This window comes from Pseudoalteromonas aurantia, assembly GCF_005886875.1.
GTDB classification, from domain to species: domain Bacteria; phylum Pseudomonadota; class Gammaproteobacteria; order Enterobacterales; family Alteromonadaceae; genus Pseudoalteromonas; species Pseudoalteromonas aurantia_A.
The window spans coordinates 12,055-29,099 of sequence record NZ_PNBY01000010.1 but is presented as its reverse complement, the minus strand read 5'-3'; the positions used below and the strand labels follow the sequence as shown (position 1 = coordinate 29,099).

Genomic DNA, 17,045 nt, shown 5'->3' with positions numbered 1-17,045 from the left:
GTCACGTATAAATAAGGCATTTTGATGAACAAACCAAAAGTCGCGATTCTAGGGTTTGGGCTGTTGGGGCGTGTTACTGCGCTGATGTTGCATGATAAAGCACACCTTAATGTTTATGAAGCCAGTGATGAACATGCAAGTAATAGTGCTGGAGCATTAGCGGCAGCGATGTTGGCACCATTGGCAGAGTCAGTCATTTGTGAAGCGGATTTAGCGCAATTAGGCCTTCAATCAATGGCGATGTGGCCGAGTTTGTTGGCAAAACTACCCGATCCTGTTTTTTTTCAACAAGCAGGCACATTGGTTGTAGCGCATACACAAGATAAGGGGGATCTGAATAGCTTTTCTCAGCGTTTAAAGCCCTTGGAAGGCCACACTGCGTATACTGTGGGCAGTGCGCAAATTCATGACTTAGAGCCAGAGTTAGAGGGGCGCTTTCATCAAGGTTTGTATTTATCTTGCGAAGGTCAACTAGATAACCTAGCTTTTTATCGGTCGAGTTTTGCTTATTTGCAAAACAGCGATGTGCAATTTAATTTTAATCATAAGATTGAGCTTTCAACAACGCCAAGTGAGCCTGTGCTTATTGATGGGCATCAGTTTGATTGGGTGATTGATTGTCGTGGGCTTGGTGCACAAACTGAGTCGTCAGATCTGCGTGGTGTTAGAGGCGAAGTGGCACGGGTCTATGCGCCAGAAGTTGAGCTTAATAGACCTGTGAGATTAATGCACCCGCGCTATCCAATTTATATTGCACCTAAACCAAATCATGAGTTTGTAATAGGGGCAACCGAGATTGAATCACAAGATAATGGCCCGATTACCGTACGCTCTACCTTAGAATTACTGTCTGCTGCTTATACCGTTCACAGTGGCTTTGCTGAGGCCAGAGTAATGGCAATGAACGCAGGTTTAAGGCCTGCATTCAGTGATAATAGGCCGCGCGTTGAACGCAATGGGAATGTGATCCGTATCAATGGGCTTTACCGTCATGGTTATTTACTTGCGCCTGCTGTGGTTTCTGAAGCACTTAGTAAAGGGTTGTTATGAATGTAGTTTTTAATGGCGAAACAACACAATTGAATACGCCAAACTTACGAGAATTTATTGTGGCTAAAGGGGCGAAAGAACCTTTTGCTGTGGCGGTTAATGGAGAATTTGTACCGCGTAGCCAGTGTGCTGACACAGAATTAAAAGTGGGAGATAGGATTGATCTACTTTCTCCGATCCAAGGTGGGTGATGTATGCGTGAAAATACCCCTTTAACTATTTATGGAGAAACATTCTCTAATCGTTTACTGATAGGCTCTGCGCTGTATCCATCACCCAAAATTATGCAGCAGTCAATTGTAGCGGCTGGTTCGCAAATAGTGACTGTGTCATTACGTCGACAAAATTCGGTTGCTGCCGGAGAGGATTTTTGGCAGTTGATCAAAGATACAGGGTTGACCGTGTTGCCTAATACCGCAGGGTGCCACAGTGTAAAAGAAGTCGTGACCTTGGCGAAGATGTGCCGCGAAGTGTTTGCCACTGATTGGATCAAATTAGAATTGATCGGCGACGAATATAATCTACAGCCCGATCCAATTGCTTTATTAGAAGCGACTGAAATATTGTTAAATGATGGTTTTAAGGTTTTACCTTATTGCACCGATGACCTGGTTTTATGCCAACGCTTGGCTACATTAGGTTGTGAAGTATTGATGCCATGGGGGGCGCCTATTGGCACAGGTAAAGGGCTATTAAACCCCTATAACTTAACAACCATTCGTGAGCGGTTACCTGACATGACATTGATTGTGGATGCCGGACTCGGTTTGCCATCACACGCTTGCCAAGCGTTAGAAATGGGGTACGATGCGGTGCTATTAAACTCAGCGATTGCTGGGGCGGGCTGTCCTGTATTGATGGCGACTGCCTTTTCGCATGCTGTGAGTGCCGGGCGTGCAGCTTATGTGGCACAAGCGATGCCAGAAAAAGAGGTGGCAGTACCTTCAACCCCAACAATGGGAATGCCATTTTGGCACCAATAGTTTCGGTTTAAACGTGAGACTATAAACATTGAATGTGAATAAATTTTAAGGAGTCTTTGTGGCTGATGTTGTATGGAGTATCGCTGGATCGGATTCGGGCGGTGGAGCAGGTATTCAAGCGGATATAAAAGCAATGCAAAGCTTTAATGTGCATGCTTGTACTGTGATAACAGCGCTAACGGCGCAAAATAGCTTAGGGGTAGAAGCACTAAACGCCATGTCAACGGATGTCATTGAGTCTCAGCTACAAGCGCTTATTCACGATATGCCAGCCAAAGTGATTAAAATTGGTATGCTGGTAAACGTTCAGCAGATTCAATTGGTTGCTGAGCATTTAAGGCATTATAAGCAAACATGGTCAGAGCCACCAGTTGTTGTTTATGATCCGGTGGCAATCGCCACCAGTGGTGATTTACTAACAGAAGAAGATACGGTTGATGCACTGAAAACCCACTTATTGCCTTTGGTTGATGTGATCACACCTAACACCCATGAAACGCAGCTTCTGACAGGCGTGTATTTAATTGGCCCCAGTGCGGTAAAAGAAGCGGCACAAAAGTTACAGTCTTTTGGGGCTAAAGCGGTTGTTATAAAAGGGGGGCATTGGGACTTTCCCAAAGGGTATTGTGTCGATTTTGCTTTGTCAGCTGAGCAAGAAGCATATTGGTTAGGTAATGAAGCCGTTGTGACGCCGCATACTCATGGTACAGGGTGTAGTCTCTCGTCTGTTATTGCCGCTTGCTTAGCCAAAGGCTACCCACTTAAAGATGCATTTATTTTGGGTAAAGCCTATATTAACAAGGGATTAAATATTAGTAGGCGCTATGGTGAAGGAATAGGGCCTGTTGCTCATACGTCTTTTCCTGAAGAGTTACAGTACTTTCCGCAAGTAATAGAAGCCGGAAGCTGGCTAGGCGATGAACTTGAGTTGGAAACACCCTCTGAATTTAACTTTTCAGCCGGGTTTGCCAGTACCGGAGGAGAATTAGGCTTATATGCTGTCGTTGATACGCTCGATTGGGTTGAAAAGTGTTTGGCTGCGGGTGTACCAACAGTACAGTTACGCGTTAAAAACGCTCAGTCGCCGACCTTAGAACAGGATATTGAAACGGCGATTACCTTAGGCAAAAAATACCAAGGGCGTGTCTTTATTAATGATCATTGGCAGTTAGCTATTCAGCACGGCGCATATGGTGTACATTTGGGCCAAGAGGATTTAGATAAAGCCAATTTAGCAGCCATTCAGTCCGCTGGACTGTGTTTAGGCGTCTCAACACATGGCTTTTATGAAATGGTTCGTGCGCATAACTATCGGCCAAGCTATTTAGCGTTTGGTGCTATTTACCCAACAACGACCAAAGATATGACAGGGCAAATTCAAGGCCTAGAGAAGTTACAGCATTTTGTCCCGCTGATGCGTGATACCTACCCGACAGTCGCAATTGGGGGAATAGATTTAACGCGTGCTGCACAAGTTGCCGACACTGGAGTGGGGAGTGTTGCTGTGGTACGAGCCATTACTGAAGCAGATGACTATGAAGCTGCTATCTCGCAATTACAAGTTATGATCAATGGCTGAATCTAGCACTGGAACTCTCTCTTCTTTACATGATGAGCCGTTGGTATTAACAGAGAAAGAGCAGATCCGTTACAGCCGGCATTTACTGCTTAGTGAAGTGGGTTTAGAGGGGCAGTTGGCGTTAAAGAATGCCCATGTGTGTGTTGTCGGCTGTGGTGGGCTAGGGAGTCCTGCTCTACTGTATTTGGCCGCAGCGGGTATTGGTAAATTAACCTTTATTGATAACGACGAAGTTGATTTATCTAATTTACAGCGACAAATTTTATACAAGGTAAATCACTTAGGGCAGGGAAAAGCAAAATCGGCGAGTAAAGTGTTGGCCAGTTTGAACAACCAGATTGATGTGCAGCCAATTAATGCGCGCATTGATGCAGACAATATTATGCAGCATATCGGCTCTCCTGATGTCGTGCTAGATTGTAGTGATAATTATCAAACGCGTTATTTATTGAATCGTTTTTGTTCTAAGCACCAGACCATTTTGATATCAGGTGCTGCAATTGGTACGCAAGGCCAAGTGATGCATTTTGATTTTAGGCGACCATCAGCATGTTATGCATGTGTATTTCCTCAAAATGATTATGACGCACCACTCAATTGTGATAATTTTGGCGTATTAGGGCCCTTACTGGGCATGATCGGGTCGATGCAGGCATTATTGGCGGTGAATATGCTACTTGGACACGTATCCGGCAGTGGTATGCGGCAAGTTGAGGCGATGGGGCTCTCTGTACGAGAATTTCAGTTGCATGTTGACCCTGAATGTCACAATTGTGGGTGACTATCGGGCGCTGACGATATCATTAAAAAAAGCCTGTGTTTTGCAGGCTTTTTTATAAAGAACAGCTAGTTTTAAGCAGACACTTTTTGGGCAAATGGAGCACCCATACGTGTGGTTGTTTCAGGCAACTCGCCTTCTAAGAAATCAGCTTCATTGGCACCCCAAGCTAAAATAACCGTTGAGCCTAATTTAAAGCGACCCATTTCTTCGCCTTTTTTCAAATGAACGGCATTTGTGCCACTCTCAGGGTAATCCCAGCTAAATACGTCTTTACCAGCAGGGGGGGTTACTGTGCCCGCCCAAATGGTTTCAATACTGGCGACTATTGTTGCGCCAACCAAAACCATGGCTAATGGGCCCATAGCAGTATCAAAAATGGCCACAACGCGTTCATTACGAGCAAATAAATTTGGGACATTTTGTGCTGTTAGTGGGTTGACCGAAAATAAGTCACCAGGCACATAAATCATGCGCTTTAGCACGCCATCAACCGGCATGTGAATGCGGTGGTAATCTTTTGGAGCAAGGTAAATACAAGCAAATTTACCCCCTAAAAAAGGTGAAACATCTTCTTCTTTACCACCAAGCAAGGTTTGTAGGCTGTAATCGTGGCCTTTAGCTTGAATAATTTGCCCATCAACGACATCGCCTAATTGGCTAATTGCACCATCAACCGGATGGGCAACGATATGCTCATCTTCTGCAAGGGGGCGGATCCCCGGCTTTAACGGGCGAGTAAAAAATTCATTGAAGGTTTTATAATGAGCGGGATCTTCATATAACGCTTCACGCATATTAATTTTGTATTGCTTGATGAAAAGCTTAATTAACTGAGTGGTTAATGCGCCCGCTTGTGCTGCAGCAAGTTTACCGACAAGGCGTGATATGGCATGCTTCGGCATAGCATATTGCATGGCAATTTTAAATTTATCCAAGTTCACTTTACGATTCCTAAAAAATTTGAATTAGTCTAACATACTTTTCGTTTGCGCTTAGACACGTGGTGCTCTAGCACCTGCTCGGCCATCAGCCATAGACTCAAGTATGCGGTGATAGCTATCAAAACGTAATTGGCTGATTTTTCCTTGCTCAACCGCTTCAATTAACAAGCAACCTGGGTCGTTCAAATGTTTACAGTCTCTAAAGCGGCATCCGCCGATATACTCTCTAAACTCTTTAAAACAAAAAGTCACACGTTCGACATCAAGGTGCCATAAACCAAATTCGCGAATACCGGGTGAATCAATGAGATTACCGCCTGATGGTAAATGATGTAATCGAGAAACTGTGGTGGTGTGCTGACCTAGCCCGCTGTTTTCAGACACTTGTTTCGTCAGAATATCTGCATTGGGTAAAACTGTGTTCACCAAAGTCGACTTACCCACACCGGATTGGCCAACGAAGATACTGTTTTTATCTACAAGTTGCTGCTTTAGTTCATCAATACCTTGCTCTGATTTATTACTCACCAGCAAAACTTTATATCCTAACTCACGATAAATATCGAGGACTTCTTCGATGTTCTGTAGCCCTTCATCATCGAGTAAATCAATTTTATTGAGTACTAAAATAGGCTCAATACCCATATCTTCACAGGCAACTAAATAACGGTCGATAATTTGCGGTGTAAACTCAGGTAAGACAGCAGAAACCATTAATATTTGATCAATATTGGCTGCAACGACTTTAATGCCGTCATAAAAGTCGGGGCGAGTGAGTTGACTACGACGCTCTTCTGTTGCTTCAATTACGCCGGCCAAATCACCTTCGCTGACTTTTGCGCGACGAAATATCACTTTGTCACCACAGACTAAGTTTGATACGGTCCGGCGAATATTACAGCGTAAGACTTCACCATTGTGCGTTTCAATATCGGCATGTTGACCAAAACGGCTGAGTACCACAGCAGATTCGGTCGGGCCTAAATTATCGGCCTGCCATGTCGTATCTGTTGTGTCTGCTTTTTGCTGTTTCGCTTTATGCAAACGCTTTTGATGGTTGGCGCTGATCCGTCTGGATTGGCCTTTACTAAGTTTCTTTTGTTTTGCCATGTTCACTTTGATCTTTCGTTCACAATAGGAAATTTGTTTAAATTTGCCTATTAATGTACTGTTTGTTTTGTGAGCCGCATGTAATTGGTCTATAACTCAATTAAATGCCCCGCTTTTAAAAAAAAAGCTTTAGGTCAACTGATGAAGCTAATATGATATATCTTATTGCACTGGATCTAAAGGAAAGTACCGCTAAGGTAGTTTATGTCTTTTAATGAATCAAATTTGATTTGGCTTGATCTCGAAATGACGGGGTTAGAACCAAAAACAGATAAAATACTAGAAATAGCCACAGTGATCACTGATGGCGACTTAAATATATTGGCTGAAGGGCCAGTAATCGCGGTTCATCAAAGTGATGAGCTCCTTGATGGTATGGACGAGTGGTGTACAAACCAGCACGGCCGTTCTGGGTTAACTGCGCGCTGTAAAGCAAGCAAGTTCACTGAAGAAGATGCTATTAAACAAACATTAGATTTTTTGAAAGCATGGGTACCGCCAGCTAAATCACCAATGTGTGGTAATTCAATTGGTCAAGATCGTCGATTTTTAAATAAATATATGCCAGAACTTGAAGCGTATTTTCATTATCGAAATTTAGATGTGAGTACAGTGAAAGAGTTAGCACGACGTTGGAAGCCTGAGTTATTGAAAGATGTGACGAAAAAAAGCTCACACCTTGCTTTGGATGACATCAAAGATTCAATTATGGAATTAAAGGTATACCAACAAAAATTCTTTAATCTGTAAAAAAGTGCTTGCAAAGCTTTTTTTATCTTGTAGAATCCTGCCCCGCTTAAGACAAGAAGCCTTGCGGGGTTTTTTATACCAGACTTAAGTGCGTAAGTTATGAAGCGGCACTAGCTCAGTTGGTAGAGCGCGACCTTGCCAAGGTCGAGGTCACGAGTTCGAGCCTCGTGTGCCGCTCCAAACATTTTAACTTACACATTGTGATGCGGCACTAGCTCAGTTGGTAGAGCGCGACCTTGCCAAGGTCGAGGTCACGAGTTCGAGCCTCGTGTGCCGCTCCAATTTCATATCAATCTGACCTGAATCAGATCTGCAATGCGGCACTAGCTCAGTTGGTAGAGCGCGACCTTGCCAAGGTCGAGGTCACGAGTTCGAGCCTCGTGTGCCGCTCCATTATTATTTATCTTATTGTTTTATATTCCCTTTTTTTTTGCCTAATTTCCTAAAAAATCTTATTGCGTATTTTTCAATCTACGCGTAAAATACGCGCTCATTTCGGCTATCATATTTAGTTCCTTGCCTTACCCCGACTGGCCGAAACGGGACAAGGCTATATTAACCGTAAGGAATATCCATGCGTCATTACGAAATCGTATTCATGGTTCACCCAGATCAAAGTGAGCAAGTACCTGGTATGATCGAGCGTTATACTGGTTCTATCACTGAAGCTGGTGGTACTATTCACCGTCTTGAAGACTGGGGCCGTCGTCAATTGGCATACCCAATCGAAAAGCTTCATAAAGCACACTATGTTCTTATGAACGTTGAAGCAACAACTGAAGTAATCAGCGAGCTTGAAACTTCTTTCCGCTACAACGATGCAGTACTTCGTAACTTAGTTATGCGTACTAAAACTGCTGTAACTGAAGCATCTCCTCTTGTAAGAGAAGAGAAAAAAGAAGCAGCTACTGCTTAATCGTTATTGACTCTGGATATTGACCGAGGGTTTGCGGTGCAACAACAGGCTGACCTGTATATAAATCAATATGTGCTTTCGGGCATGATTTGTAAAACACCCAAATTTAGTCAAAGTCCTGCAGGTATTCCACATTGTATTTTTGTTCTTGAACATAAATCAATGCAAATTGAAGCTGATCTTAACCGTAATAGTTATGTTCGACTTCAAGTGGTTGCTAGCGGGAGATCATTCCAGGATCAAACTCAGCATTTATACGTTGGGCAGGCAATACAAGTCCGCGGTTTTTTAAACCGTCACGAAAGCCGAAGTGGTTTGAGTCAACTTGTGTTACATGCACAACATATTGAAAGAATTAATTGAGGAATTACTCATGGCACGTTATTTCAGACGTCGTAAGTTCTGCCGTTTTAAAGCGGAAGGCGTACAACAAATCGATTATAAAGATCTAGCTACTCTTAGAAACTATGTAACAGAAAGTGGCAAAATCGTACCTAGCCGTATTACAGGTACTAGCGCTAAATACCAGCGCCAGCTAGCAACTGCTATCAAGCGTGCTCGCTACTTAGCCCTTCTTCCATACACTGACTTACATAAGTAAGCAGCGGATTAACAGTTTTTAAAAGGTGTAGAGATATGCAAGTTATTCTACTAGACAAGATCGCTAACCTAGGTGGCCTAGGTGACCAGGTTGCAGTTAAATCTGGCTTCGCACGTAACTTCTTATTCCCGAAGGGTAGAGCAGTTCCTGCGACTAAAGCAAATATCGAAACTTTCGAAGCACGCCGTGCTGAACTAGAAGCGAAAATCGCTGAAGGGTTAGTTGCGGCTCAAGCACGCGCTGACAAACTAGAAGCATTAGCTGAAGTTACTTTAGTATCTAAAGCTGGTGACGAAGGTAAGCTATTCGGTTCTATCGGTACTCGCGACATCGCTGACGCTATCTCAGCTGTTGGTGTTGAAGTTGCTAAGTCAGAAGTTCGTCTACCTCTAGGTACTATCCGTGAGACTGGCGAATTTGACGTTGCAATCGCAGTACATTCAGACGTAACAGCTACTATCAAAGTAATCGTTATTGCTGAAGCTTAATCTTTATTAAGTACAGCCAGCCGTACATGCCAATGTGCGGCTTTTTAGTTTCCTTCCCCTGAAAAATAAAAAAAATTCATATTTTCAGTGTAAAAATCGGTTGTTATAGCAACAAAAAGATGACTACACAGGATGTACATAACCGCTTAAATTCTTAATACGGGCATGTTGTTCATTTTATTGATTTAGATTGGGCTCGTCATAATTTTTAAATATATGCTGAATGTGATAATTTGGTTAATAAATAATTATTAACAAACTACGACTCAGTCTATACTTGTTCCTGTTATTGGCTTAATGACAGCGCTATCATTTGTTTTGGAGTTTATGTGCAAATACGTTCATTAAAAGGGTTTACCTTAACTGAGTTACTTATCTCGGTGTTGATTGTTGCTGTGCTTGGCAGTTTAGCCTTGCCTTCTTATTTTCAGTATGTTCAAGAGAGCCGCCGTTCAGAAGCGCAGCAAAAGATGTTACAAATTGCGGCGATATTAGAACGTATTTATTCTCGAAATGGGGGATACCCTGATGCCAGTAGCTTTTCGCTAACGCAAACAGACAGTGCATATGACTTTATTTACGTGAATCTAGAAAAGCCCGAAGGCGCAGCGGATTTCCGTAGTCTGGCATTTTTATTATCGGCAAAACCTAAAACAGGAGGGCCGCAAATTACAGATAAATGCAGCACGTTAACGCTTAATCACCAAGGTATAAAAGGGCCAGTAGACAATGATTGTTGGTAAATATAAAAAAGTTCAGGGCTTTACGCTAATAGAGTTACTTATTACAGTAACCATTATTGCAGTACTAGCTAGCTTAGCAGCGCCCTCATTTGCAGTTTTTATCAAACAAGATCGTTTAACAACGAGCGCTAACCACTTAAGTGCTGTTTATAAGTTTGCGCGTAGTGAAGCAGTTAAACGTGTTGAAACCATTACACTTACGCAAGATGAGAATAGTTGGTTGGTACAAGCAACACGTAATGGTGTTGTTGTTACGCTAAAGCGTTTTGAACCGTTGCATGAAAGTATAGATGTAGGCCTGGTTGAGCGAATTGTTCGCTCCACAGGGGAACTAAACTTGGCCAGTAATATCTTAGTAACAGATAAAGATAATAGTACGACAGATTTACGTTTATGTATTTTACAAAGTGGTCAAAGCTGGGTTGATAAGGCTGTGAACAATTGCGCATGAGAAAAAATGGTTTTTCGCTGCTGGAAGTCATGGTGTCTATGCTTATTGCTGGACTTGCCTTGTTAGGCCTTGCTGCGACGCAATTAAAATCATTACAATTTGCTAATAATAGCTTTGATTACACAATCTCCTTAATACAAGGGCAAAATGCGATAGAACGTTTATGGGTACGATGGTGTGAAGTACAAACAAATGATATTGATGTCACATCGCCCGAATTTATGGCCTTTTTGAGCCCTAATTTGTCTATTTCGCATCGTTATACATTGCAGCCTATTGTGATTACTCCTTCTGCAAACCCTGCGAATGTGGTGCAATCAACAGAAATGACGTTTACAGTTAATTGGGTAGATAAACGCACGCTTGAATCAGATAAAGCAACGTATAATATAACTGATCAGGTCAGCTTAAATACCAGTTATATACCACTACCATCTAATATACCAGCAACCTCATCACAGCCAGAAAGTGGGTGTACGATATTATAATGAAGGGGTATACGTTACTTGAGCTAATGGTAGCTATGGCCGCTGGAATGTTTTTACTTGCTGGTGTGAGTATGTCGTATTCAGCGATAAAAAGTACCATTGTGGTGACCCAAGAGCTATCTCATGCACAAGAGGTGGTGCGCTATACAAGTCAGGTGTTTACTCGCAGTATCAAACAAACGAATGCCTCTCCAGTTGTTTCCAATGGATTAACTCAACTGAGCGTATATCAAACCAGTGGCTCCATATCATGCCATGGTGATGAGCCAATATTTGCTTATATTGAAGACTATACATTAGTGGATGGATTTCTGGTGTGCTCTATTACTCCTACAGCGGGAGGTGATGCGGTGACAGTTAATTTACTTAAAGGGGTTAATACTCTGAGTTTTAAAACTTTATATTCGGATAGATTGGTTCGTATTACGATAACGCCTGAGAATGTGCCTGAGTTATTTGAAAATGGTATTGATATTGATATTGCAGTTACCCGGCCAATAATCGGTCAGTTTTAGCGTGAATATGATGAAGAGTCAGCACGGTTTCACCTTAATCAAAGTTATGCTGTTAAGCACCATGGCCAGTGTTGTGGTGTTTGGGACCTTGCAAGAAAGTATTGTTCAAGAGCGTTTAACGGGTAACTTTCAAAAAGAGCTTAATGCACGACTACAAGCTGAAAAAGGCGTCATAGACAGTATCACAGCAATTAAAAACGAGAGCGATACTTCTCCCAGCATGTCAATAGCCCAATTACTCGCAATCCACGGACAGCATGCTAAGGAAGCGAATGACCTGGTTAGTGGTGCGCAATATAGCACCACTGTGACAAATCCAAGTGGCGACATTATTGAGGTCCGGAGTCATGGTTCACGCTATAACCAAGATGCGAACAGCTACTTGGTTGCACAATTTGAATATTTACCAGCAGTAGAAGAGTCATTATTTGCTAACGCAGTCACTGGTTGTAAAGGGGTTAACTTATCTGGCAGTGGTTCGGTCGATAGTTATGATTCTTCGAAAGGCACCTATGAAGAAACGAAAACCAATAATGGCGATGTTAATACGGTTATCGGTGATGCAGATGTAGTACTGAATGGCCATTCACCGATTAAAGGCGATGTAAAAGCGTCAGGTATTGTGTATTTAAAGGGATCTTCTCCGGTTATCGGTAATATTCAATCGAACACGGGTGTAGATATCTCCTCAGGTAGCGGTGTTCGTGTCGTCGGCAATGTATTGTCTCGTGGTTTTGTGATGCATCGTGGTGGCACCGTATCAGGGCATGTACGTGCGCACGGTGATGTGACGATGAACTGGGGCAGTGATATTGCGAACGTGAGTTCGAGTGAGCTTGATATTCGCTATGGTGGCGTTGGGTCATTTCCAAATGACGCGGCTTTTACTCAAAACGGTGTACATTACTCGGATGAAATCTACCAATTCGATCCTGAAGTAGAAGAAGTCGTCGCACCAGTTAAAGTTTATGATCCAAGCTCTTCTGATTATGACCCAAACAACCCTGATAAAGAGTGCGATCCGTTAGCACTGCCTTTAAATATGACTGATGTGCTAGGAAATGTTACTGAATATACTGACTTTTCAGTAGGAGCCCAAGAAAAATATACCTTTTCACCACAGCGAGGCTTCTTTACGCAAAGTACGCGAGATGAAAGTTTTTGGATCGCAAAACCACACGACATATATATTTTTGATACTGTAAAACAACAACATGGATACAGTGATGTCGATACTGAGTATGTATTTGGTATGAAAAACTTTAACCTAGGCAGTGATGGAGAAATCCTTATTGACGCAGGGAGTGATGGTGGCGATATCATTTGGTTAGTTGATGGGGACTTTACGTTATCTGGGCATACGACAATTACGATTAAAGAAGATTCTACTTTGACTGTCTTTGTCACGGGTAAGACAAACTTTGGTGCAAGTGCACAAATTATTACCGAAAAAGAAGGCATTGCTAAAACAGAGCACATGGTCTTTAGCATCTATTCATCTTATGATCAGGCTGATGGCATTATTGTGAATGGCGCTGCGGATCTGTATGCTTCTATTTATGCACCTCTAACCTCTGTTCAGCTCTCGGGTAGCGGCCAGTTATATGGCTCGGTGCGAGGTGCGGTGATTAACTCCTCTGGTGGGAGCGGCGTACACTTTGATGAAATCCTCAAGACTTCTAGAATAGGTGCTGGCAAAACAGGTAATGAAGCCGTGTTAAAGTTTTTAGGCTGGTCTTATAAGCATGCCGGTGCACTTCCGGTAAGTGGTGCTGATGTTTCTAGCAAATAGTAGCAATCATGGCATTGCTTTTTCTTTTCCCCTCGTTGTGTGACATTACTCATGATAGCGATTTCTAATTAATCTGCGAGCTGTGTTTTACCTAACTTGTCCTGCGTATTACTGGATAAAGGCTCAGATATGACCCAGTAATAAGAACAAGGCTCCAGTGTGCTAGTATATTAAAGCCATACTAATTAATTGAGTAATCTGCCTATTTCCCCACCGAGCTTAACAATTCATCTTAATCTTAAAAAATAAATTAATCGTCTTTAAACCTTTTTTTATATGAATGACGTCTAACTTAGTAACTTGAAAGTAATGCTCATTTATATCAAGCTAGTCTGATAATAATAAAGGGAACAAGATAATGTTAATTGATGCCCAGCAGGCATTCTCGAAAACATCAGATGATGGTTCCAGTGAAGCCGTAATACACGGTGCTCAAAAAGGTGATCAAGCCGCATTTGCACAGTTATATCGTGAGCATCATAAGCGGGTTTACGCGCTGTGCTTGCGATTGCTCGCTGATAAAGATTATGCTGAGGATGTGACACAAGAAGTGTTTGTGCAGTTATGGCATAAAATTGCTCAGTTTAAAGGTCAGTCAAAATTTACAACATGGCTGCATAGTGTTACGAGCAATATTGCCATCAGTTACCTTCGGCAGCACAAAAATTGGTTACAAAAAGTGGTGAGCATTGAAGGGGCGGGGATGGATGAAAGCAGTGTCGCGTTATGTAAAGGCTTAAATGGGTTAGATAAGCTGATAGTGCGCCTACCTGAGCGAGCTCGCATGGTGTTTGTACTTCATGCAATTGAAGGTTATCGACACGAGGAGATAGCGGCGATGCTTGGAATGGCTATAGGGTCAAGTAAATCACAATATCATCGTGCTAGGCAGCTGTTAATGGAGTGGTATGACAATGAATAAACCTGATTTTGATACATTTGTTTCACAATCAATCGCAGAACCTAGTGATATAACGCCTGATAAAGATTTATGGCCAGGTATTGAGCGGGCAATTGATGGTGAGGTGACGAACGTTACAAACGCCTTATTTTGGCCAAAAGTCACGGGGATTGCTGCCTGTTTTATGGCTGGTTTAGTTGCGTGGCAAGTCGTAGTCAAACAACCCCACCATAACACGATGGCGTCAATGAGCCACTTTTTTGAACAGCAAAAGCATGTTTTGTTAGTAAAGTATGATACGCAGCCGGCGATAGTCAATGATTGGCAAGTCCAATTACAGGAGCTTGAAAGTGCAGAACAAGCAGTGAAACTCGCCCTAAAAAATGATCCTGAAAACGCCGCATTATTAAAAATGTTAGCACAAGTGTATCAGCAACAATTGGATTTAATTAACAAGGTTCATGAGCCTCGTTGGCAGCAAATTTAGGAGAACAGTATGAAAAATATAGTAGCGAGTATCGCATTATTGCCTTTGGCAGCGTTGGCGGGGGATAAAATTGACCAGCAGGTTGAGGTGCCAAAAGACGGCAAGATATTGATCGAAAATCAACGTGGTGATGTAACGATAAAATCGTGGGATAAAAATGTGTTTAAGGTAACAGGTACTTTAGATGATAAAGCACAAGGCTATACTTTAGAAACGCAAGGATCTGTTACTGAATTTACCGTAAAAATGCCAAAGCGTACACGAGGATGGAATTATGGTGGAGGTGATGGCTCGACTTTGACTATTTATATGCCTAAGACCAGTGAACTGAGCTTTGAAGGCGTAAATGTTAATGTATCAGCGACGGATTTTTCAGCGGGTGCACAGTTAAAGACGGTGAATGGCAATGTTAAAGCAACAAAGTTAACAGGGAAAATCGCATTGGAGACTGTTAATGGAGATGTAGATGCCATTGATTTATCAGGGAATATCCGCTTTGAAACCGTTAATGGTGAGATCAACGATCACAATTCATCTGGAAAATTACGTTTTAATGCAGTGAATGGCGATATCGAAAGTAATACGAGTGCAACTGATATTAGACTAGAAAATGTCAATGGCGAAGTTGAGTTCAAAATAAAAGAGCTGGAAGATTTACGTTTGAACACGGTGAACGGCGAGATTGATATCCACGTGGAAAAAATGGGGAGCAACGCGAGCATTAATATGGACACAGTTAGTGGCGATGTACAGCTATTTTTACCTCGTGATGTATCGGCCCGCTTTGATATTGACGCCCACTCTGGTGGAAATATTTTTAATGACTTAAGTGAACATCAAGCAAAAAAAGCGAAATATGGTCCTTCTAGAGAACTTGAGTTTATTTTAAATGGTGGCCAAGCAGATGTTGAGATTGACACTGTCAGTGGTCGTATAGAGATAAAGAAAAACTAATGTGCTATGTGCCGTTACCCAAAGCGTAGCGGCACACACTTTAAAGATACACTATATATTCCTTTGCAGTTACCTGCCAAAAAGCTAAAATGACAGCCTTATTCGCAAAAACTGTAGTGCTATGTCTAAACCAGATCTTCAAGTCGACTCGTTAAAGGTCCCTCCTCACTCCATTGAAGCAGAGCAATCTGTTTTAGGTGGCTTAATGCTAGATAACCAAGCGTTTGACAGAGTTGCGGAGCATGTCGTAGCACAAGATTTTTACACTCGTACTCACAAGCTGATTTTTGAAGCGATGGAAAAGTTGGTTGAGCTTAGTGAACCAATTGACTTAATTACCATTTCTGAGAACTTGGAAAAGAACAACCAACTGGCAATGGTCGGTGGATTTGCCTATTTAGCAGAAATTGCGAAAAACACGCCCAGTGCAGCCAATATTGATGCATACGCAAATATCGTGCGAGAGCGTGCCGTGGTGCGTGAAATGATTGGAGTCGCCAATGAGATTGCTGAAGCGGGTTTTAATCCAGAAGGTCGAGATAGCCATGAGTTATTAGACTTGGCTGAGAGTAAAGTATTTAAAATAGCAGAACAACGTACCAAGAGCAGTGAAGGCCCACAAAGCTTACACAACATCTTAGAAAAAACGGTTGATAAAATAGAAGAGTTGTATCAATCACCGCAAGATGGCATTACCGGGGTGAGCTCTGGTTATACTGATTTAGATAAAATGACCACAGGTCTACAGCCATCAGACTTGATCATTGTAGCCGCACGTCCATCAATGGGTAAAACCACCTTTGCGATGAATCTTGCTGAGCATGCTGCGATGACTCAAGACAAGCCGGTCCTTATTTATTCACTGGAGATGCCGTCGGAACAGATCATGATGAGGATGTTGGCGTCGTTGGGTCGTATTAACCAAACAAAAGTACGTACAGGTCAGCTTGATGATGATGACTGGGCACGATTGTCTTCCACCATGGGGCTACTCATGGAGAAAGGGAAAATGTACGTAGATGACGCATCAGGTCTAACCCCAACAGATGTGCGTTCTCGTGCTCGGCGTATTGCCCGTGACCATGGGGGGATCAGTATGATCATGGTTGATTATTTACAGTTAATGCGTGTGCCATCATTGTCTGACAATCGTACGTTAGAGATCGCAGAAATATCTCGTTCCTTAAAAGCGTTAGCGAAAGAGCTACAATGCCCTGTCGTCGCGTTATCACAGCTTAACCGTACCCTAGAGCAACGTGCAGATAAACGACCAATCAACTCTGATTTACGTGAATCAGGCTCTATTGAGCAGGATGCCGATTTGATCATGTTTATTTATCGTGATGAAGTGTATAACGAAGACAGTATGGATAAAGGGGTAGCAGAAATTATCATCGGAAAGCAACGTAATGGGCCAATTGGTAAGGTTAGGTTAACTTTCCAAGGGCAATACTCTCGATTTGATAATTATACTGGGCCAGCTGTAGACGACGAGTACTAAAGTTAACAGTACCA

At 42.4% G+C, this 17,045-nt stretch carries 21 protein-coding genes and 3 tRNA genes; 22 read left to right on the top strand and 2 right to left on the bottom strand.

Features of this window, described 5'->3' with window-relative positions; genetic code table 11:
- Nucleotides 1-24: 24 nt before the first annotated feature.
- Genes CWC18_RS01820 through CWC18_RS01800 form a run of 5 tightly spaced genes read left to right on the top strand, consistent with a single transcriptional unit; the run spans nucleotide 25 to nucleotide 4,393 of the window.
- Complete coding sequence (locus tag CWC18_RS01820; protein ID WP_171041008.1) at nucleotides 25-1,050, top strand: FAD-dependent oxidoreductase; 1,026 nt, start codon at nucleotides 25-27, stop codon at nucleotides 1,048-1,050.
- Nucleotides 1,047-1,241: a sulfur carrier protein ThiS gene (gene thiS / locus CWC18_RS01815; RefSeq protein WP_138592436.1), complete on the top strand. Its 195-nt coding sequence runs from the start codon at nucleotides 1,047-1,049 to the stop codon at nucleotides 1,239-1,241. The genes CWC18_RS01820 and thiS overlap by 4 nt, the downstream gene beginning before the upstream one ends.
- Before the next feature lie 3 nt (nucleotides 1,242-1,244).
- Complete coding sequence (locus tag CWC18_RS01810) at nucleotides 1,245-2,033, top strand: thiazole synthase (RefSeq protein ID WP_138592435.1); 789 nt, start codon at nucleotides 1,245-1,247, stop codon at nucleotides 2,031-2,033.
- A 58-nt stretch (nucleotides 2,034-2,091) separates the two neighbouring features.
- On the top strand, nucleotides 2,092-3,612 hold the full coding sequence (gene thiE / locus CWC18_RS01805; RefSeq protein ID WP_138592434.1) for a thiamine phosphate synthase: 1,521 nt from the start codon (nucleotides 2,092-2,094) through the stop codon (nucleotides 3,610-3,612).
- Nucleotides 3,605-4,393, top strand: a complete 789-nt coding sequence (locus tag CWC18_RS01800; protein ID WP_138674606.1) for a HesA/MoeB/ThiF family protein — start codon at nucleotides 3,605-3,607, stop codon at nucleotides 4,391-4,393. The genes thiE and CWC18_RS01800 overlap by 8 nt, the downstream gene beginning before the upstream one ends.
- Nucleotides 4,394-4,464: 71 nt before the next feature.
- Here CWC18_RS01800 and asd read toward each other — a convergent pair whose 3' ends face one another.
- A complete protein-coding gene (gene asd / locus CWC18_RS01795) occupies nucleotides 4,465-5,334 on the bottom strand; it encodes an archaetidylserine decarboxylase (protein WP_138592432.1) in 870 nt (289 codons plus the stop codon).
- A gap of 51 nt (nucleotides 5,335-5,385) precedes the next feature.
- On the bottom strand, nucleotides 5,386-6,444 hold the full coding sequence (gene rsgA / locus CWC18_RS01790; RefSeq protein ID WP_138674605.1) for a small ribosomal subunit biogenesis GTPase RsgA: 1,059 nt from the start codon (nucleotides 6,442-6,444) through the stop codon (nucleotides 5,386-5,388).
- Between the two features lie 204 nt (nucleotides 6,445-6,648).
- Here rsgA and orn point away from each other — a divergent pair, with 204 nt between their 5' ends.
- The 17 genes from orn to dnaB all read left to right on the top strand — a co-directional run bounded on the left by orn (nucleotide 6,649) and on the right by dnaB (nucleotide 17,031).
- Nucleotides 6,649-7,194: an oligoribonuclease gene (gene orn / locus CWC18_RS01785; RefSeq protein ID WP_010365568.1), complete on the top strand. Its 546-nt coding sequence runs from the start codon at nucleotides 6,649-6,651 to the stop codon at nucleotides 7,192-7,194.
- Between the two features lie 104 nt (nucleotides 7,195-7,298).
- Nucleotides 7,299-7,374, top strand: a tRNA-Gly gene (locus tag CWC18_RS01780).
- A gap of 25 nt (nucleotides 7,375-7,399) precedes the next feature.
- Nucleotides 7,400-7,475, top strand: a tRNA-Gly gene (locus tag CWC18_RS01775).
- Between the two features lie 36 nt (nucleotides 7,476-7,511).
- Nucleotides 7,512-7,587: transfer RNA gene (locus CWC18_RS01770), tRNA-Gly, on the top strand.
- Nucleotides 7,588-7,768: 181 nt separating this feature from the next.
- Complete coding sequence (rpsF, locus tag CWC18_RS01765) at nucleotides 7,769-8,110, top strand: 30S ribosomal protein S6 (protein WP_138591187.1); 342 nt, start codon at nucleotides 7,769-7,771, stop codon at nucleotides 8,108-8,110.
- A gap of 60 nt (nucleotides 8,111-8,170) precedes the next feature.
- Nucleotides 8,171-8,473, top strand: coding sequence for a primosomal replication protein N (priB, locus tag CWC18_RS01760; RefSeq protein ID WP_138674622.1), 303 nt, complete (start codon nucleotides 8,171-8,173; stop codon nucleotides 8,471-8,473).
- 10 nt (nucleotides 8,474-8,483) lie between these two features.
- Entirely contained in the window at nucleotides 8,484-8,711 is a 228-nt protein-coding gene (gene rpsR / locus CWC18_RS01755) for a 30S ribosomal protein S18 (RefSeq protein WP_002962753.1), read from the top strand.
- Nucleotides 8,712-8,746: 35 nt separating this feature from the next.
- Entirely contained in the window at nucleotides 8,747-9,199 is a 453-nt protein-coding gene (rplI, locus tag CWC18_RS01750) for a 50S ribosomal protein L9 (protein ID WP_010365594.1), read from the top strand.
- Nucleotides 9,200-9,528: 329 nt separating this feature from the next.
- Nucleotides 9,529-9,942 carry a type IV pilin protein gene (locus tag CWC18_RS01745; protein WP_171041007.1) on the top strand — a complete coding sequence of 138 codons (414 nt, stop codon included), beginning with the start codon at nucleotides 9,529-9,531 and terminating at the stop codon, nucleotides 9,940-9,942.
- Entirely contained in the window at nucleotides 9,929-10,393 is a 465-nt protein-coding gene (locus tag CWC18_RS01740) for a GspH/FimT family pseudopilin (protein WP_138591188.1), read from the top strand. The genes CWC18_RS01745 and CWC18_RS01740 overlap by 14 nt, the downstream gene beginning before the upstream one ends.
- Entirely contained in the window at nucleotides 10,390-10,881 is a 492-nt protein-coding gene (locus CWC18_RS01735; RefSeq protein ID WP_249348209.1) for a type IV pilus modification PilV family protein, read from the top strand. Before CWC18_RS01740 ends, CWC18_RS01735 begins: the two co-directional genes overlap by 4 nt.
- Nucleotides 10,881-11,396 (top strand): PilW family protein, encoded by a 516-nt coding sequence (locus CWC18_RS01730; protein WP_138591190.1) that lies wholly within the window; start codon nucleotides 10,881-10,883, stop codon nucleotides 11,394-11,396. The genes CWC18_RS01735 and CWC18_RS01730 overlap by 1 nt, the downstream gene beginning before the upstream one ends.
- A 7-nt stretch (nucleotides 11,397-11,403) precedes the next feature.
- Nucleotides 11,404-13,188 carry a polymer-forming cytoskeletal protein gene (locus tag CWC18_RS01725; protein WP_249348210.1) on the top strand — a complete coding sequence of 595 codons (1,785 nt, stop codon included), beginning with the start codon at nucleotides 11,404-11,406 and terminating at the stop codon, nucleotides 13,186-13,188.
- 358 nt (nucleotides 13,189-13,546) lie between these two features.
- The gene (locus tag CWC18_RS01720) at nucleotides 13,547-14,110 is read left to right on the top strand and encodes an RNA polymerase sigma factor (protein ID WP_138591192.1); all 564 of its coding nucleotides are present in this window, start codon (nucleotides 13,547-13,549) and stop codon (nucleotides 14,108-14,110) included.
- Nucleotides 14,103-14,576, top strand: a complete 474-nt coding sequence (locus CWC18_RS01715; RefSeq protein WP_138591204.1) for a tetratricopeptide repeat protein — start codon at nucleotides 14,103-14,105, stop codon at nucleotides 14,574-14,576. Before CWC18_RS01720 ends, CWC18_RS01715 begins: the two co-directional genes overlap by 8 nt.
- A gap of 9 nt (nucleotides 14,577-14,585) precedes the next feature.
- Complete coding sequence (locus CWC18_RS01710; RefSeq protein WP_138591193.1) at nucleotides 14,586-15,530, top strand: DUF4097 family beta strand repeat-containing protein; 945 nt, start codon at nucleotides 14,586-14,588, stop codon at nucleotides 15,528-15,530.
- Nucleotides 15,531-15,651: 121 nt separating this feature from the next.
- Entirely contained in the window at nucleotides 15,652-17,031 is a 1,380-nt protein-coding gene (gene dnaB, locus CWC18_RS01705; protein ID WP_119859921.1) for a replicative DNA helicase, read from the top strand.
- Nucleotides 17,032-17,045: the final 14 nt, after the last annotated feature.

What these genes read in the sequence shown, in the direction of transcription:
- CWC18_RS01820 (WP_171041008.1), top strand. Translation starts at nt 25, where the DNA reads ATGAACAAACCAAAAGTCGCGATTCTAGGGTTTGGGCTGTTGGGGCGT.
- thiS (WP_138592436.1), top strand. Translation starts at nt 1,047, where the DNA reads ATGAATGTAGTTTTTAATGGCGAAACAACACAATTGAATACGCCAAAC.
- CWC18_RS01810 (WP_138592435.1), top strand. Translation starts at nt 1,245, where the DNA reads ATGCGTGAAAATACCCCTTTAACTATTTATGGAGAAACATTCTCTAAT.
- CWC18_RS01800 (WP_138674606.1), top strand. Translation starts at nt 3,605, where the DNA reads ATGGCTGAATCTAGCACTGGAACTCTCTCTTCTTTACATGATGAGCCG.
- rsgA (WP_138674605.1), bottom strand. Translation starts at nt 6,444, where the DNA reads ATGGCAAAACAAAAGAAACTTAGTAAAGGCCAATCCAGACGGATCAGC.
- orn (WP_010365568.1), top strand. Translation starts at nt 6,649, where the DNA reads ATGTCTTTTAATGAATCAAATTTGATTTGGCTTGATCTCGAAATGACG.
- rpsF (WP_138591187.1), top strand. Translation starts at nt 7,769, where the DNA reads ATGCGTCATTACGAAATCGTATTCATGGTTCACCCAGATCAAAGTGAG.
- rpsR (WP_002962753.1), top strand. Translation starts at nt 8,484, where the DNA reads ATGGCACGTTATTTCAGACGTCGTAAGTTCTGCCGTTTTAAAGCGGAA.
- rplI (WP_010365594.1), top strand. Translation starts at nt 8,747, where the DNA reads ATGCAAGTTATTCTACTAGACAAGATCGCTAACCTAGGTGGCCTAGGT.
- CWC18_RS01740 (WP_138591188.1), top strand. Translation starts at nt 9,929, where the DNA reads ATGATTGTTGGTAAATATAAAAAAGTTCAGGGCTTTACGCTAATAGAG.
- CWC18_RS01735 (WP_249348209.1), top strand. Translation starts at nt 10,390, where the DNA reads ATGAGAAAAAATGGTTTTTCGCTGCTGGAAGTCATGGTGTCTATGCTT.
- CWC18_RS01730 (WP_138591190.1), top strand. Translation starts at nt 10,881, where the DNA reads ATGAAGGGGTATACGTTACTTGAGCTAATGGTAGCTATGGCCGCTGGA.
- CWC18_RS01725 (WP_249348210.1), top strand. Translation starts at nt 11,404, where the DNA reads ATGATGAAGAGTCAGCACGGTTTCACCTTAATCAAAGTTATGCTGTTA.
- CWC18_RS01720 (WP_138591192.1), top strand. Translation starts at nt 13,547, where the DNA reads ATGTTAATTGATGCCCAGCAGGCATTCTCGAAAACATCAGATGATGGT.
- CWC18_RS01715 (WP_138591204.1), top strand. Translation starts at nt 14,103, where the DNA reads ATGAATAAACCTGATTTTGATACATTTGTTTCACAATCAATCGCAGAA.
- CWC18_RS01710 (WP_138591193.1), top strand. Translation starts at nt 14,586, where the DNA reads ATGAAAAATATAGTAGCGAGTATCGCATTATTGCCTTTGGCAGCGTTG.
- dnaB (WP_119859921.1), top strand. Translation starts at nt 15,652, where the DNA reads ATGTCTAAACCAGATCTTCAAGTCGACTCGTTAAAGGTCCCTCCTCAC.